We start from the raw sequence: 1,528 nt of genomic DNA on the forward strand, positions 1-1,528 counted from the left end.
CTATCCTGATTTCAGGAGGAAACTTAAACAGCAACCTTCTCAAGAATCTCCCGCTTCTATAAGCGGGAGAGGTTCAAGTTATAATAATACCGCTCATCGGAGGCTTATGCTCGTATAGTATAAAACCGGATAAGATGTCACTTCAGTCCTGCAGCGGAGGAAGGGCGCGTACGTAAACGCGTCTTTCGATAAAGATGCAGGACAGGGTGGTTTCTTGTCCGGCTTTTTTTAGTGTGAGGTGACAGAAATTGATGAATAAACGAGATATCCTTTGGCAGATTTATAGTGCCAAAGCCTTTTACTTCCTCGGCGGTTTCGGTTTTACGTCGTGGGCATCGCTCATTCCCTTCCTGAGGCAGCAGCTGCAGATTCAGGACGACCACCTGGGGTTCCTCTTATTGGCCGTCGGCTTAGGCGCCCTGATCATGATGATGCTGGCCGGTTCCATTGCCGGGCGCCTGGGCTGCCGCCGTTCTTTGACCATCGCCGGCCTGGCCATTGCCGTCGTCCTGAACGTTCTCTGTTATGTGCCGGCTTATGCAGCGGCCTTGGTCATGGCCGTCCTCCTCGGTTCGTCCCTGGGGCTGCTCGACGTCGTCGTCAACATCAACGGTATCTTCATTGAACGGAAAGTCCACAAGCGCCTCATGTCCGGCCTGCAGGCCATGTGGTCCCTGGGGAATTTCGCCGGCGCTGCCTTTTTTGCTTCCCTGCTCCACCTGGGCTTTTACTGGAAAATCGTCATGATTGCCGGCGCCGTCTTCATCGGCCTCTGCGTCTGCTTCTTTGCGCCCCATCTCCATGAGGAACGGCAGGCATCCGGCAAGGGCGCTTCCCTGGTCCTGCCCAAGGGGAAAATCGTCCTCATCGGCCTGGTCTGCACCATTGCCTTCCTGGTAGAAGGTTCTATCAACGATTGGAGCGGCGTCTTCATGACGACGGAAAAGGGCATCGACATTTCCCAATCCGGCCTGGGCCTGACCCTGTTTACGGCGTCGGCCTTCCTGGCCCGCCTGCCCGGTGACTCCCTGACCATGCATTTCGGGCCGCGGCGGCTGCTGGCCCTGTCCCTGCCCGTCGCCTTTGCCGGCTTCCTGGGCATCCTGCTCATCAGCGGCGGCCCCTTCCTGTTTGCATCGTACATCCTCATCGGCGTCGGCTGTGCCAATACCGTGCCGATCTTTTATTCCTCTCTGGGGACGCAGAAGGACATGCCCGTAGCCGATGCCGTCGCTGCCGTCAGCACCATCGGCTACGCCGGTATCCTCCTGGCACCGGCCGTACTGGGCTTCATCAGCCGGGCCTTCAGCCTGACCGCCTCCTTCGCCTTAGTCACGGCCCTCCTGGTCATCATGTCCATCATGGCCATGCGGCTCTTGCGGGGGAAATAGTTTGTAGTTTGTAGTCGGGGATGTGTAAGAATCCCGTGACCGACTTGCGTAAACGGGCGCCCCACGTGGGCGCCCCTACTAACCCCTAGCCCCTAACCCCTAACCACTCAAAAAGCGGCTGTCGCATGTGCGACAGC

General features: G+C 57.7%; 1 protein-coding gene. It reads left to right on the plus strand.

Going from position 1 to position 1,528, the window contains the following annotated elements:
• The first annotated feature begins 251 nt into the window (after positions 1-251).
• On the plus strand, positions 252-1,391 hold the full coding sequence (locus WMO23_RS11265; protein ID WP_349174115.1) for an MFS transporter: 1,140 nt from the start codon (positions 252-254) through the stop codon (positions 1,389-1,391).
• The last annotated feature ends 137 nt before the right edge of the window (positions 1,392-1,528 follow it).

The sequence above is a fragment of the Megasphaera intestinihominis genome (genome assembly GCF_040096415.1).
GTDB classification, from domain to species: Bacteria; Bacillota; Negativicutes; order Veillonellales; family Megasphaeraceae; genus Megasphaera; species Megasphaera intestinihominis.

What these genes read in the sequence shown, in the direction of transcription:
- WMO23_RS11265 (WP_349174115.1), top strand. Translation starts at nt 252, where the DNA reads ATGAATAAACGAGATATCCTTTGGCAGATTTATAGTGCCAAAGCCTTT.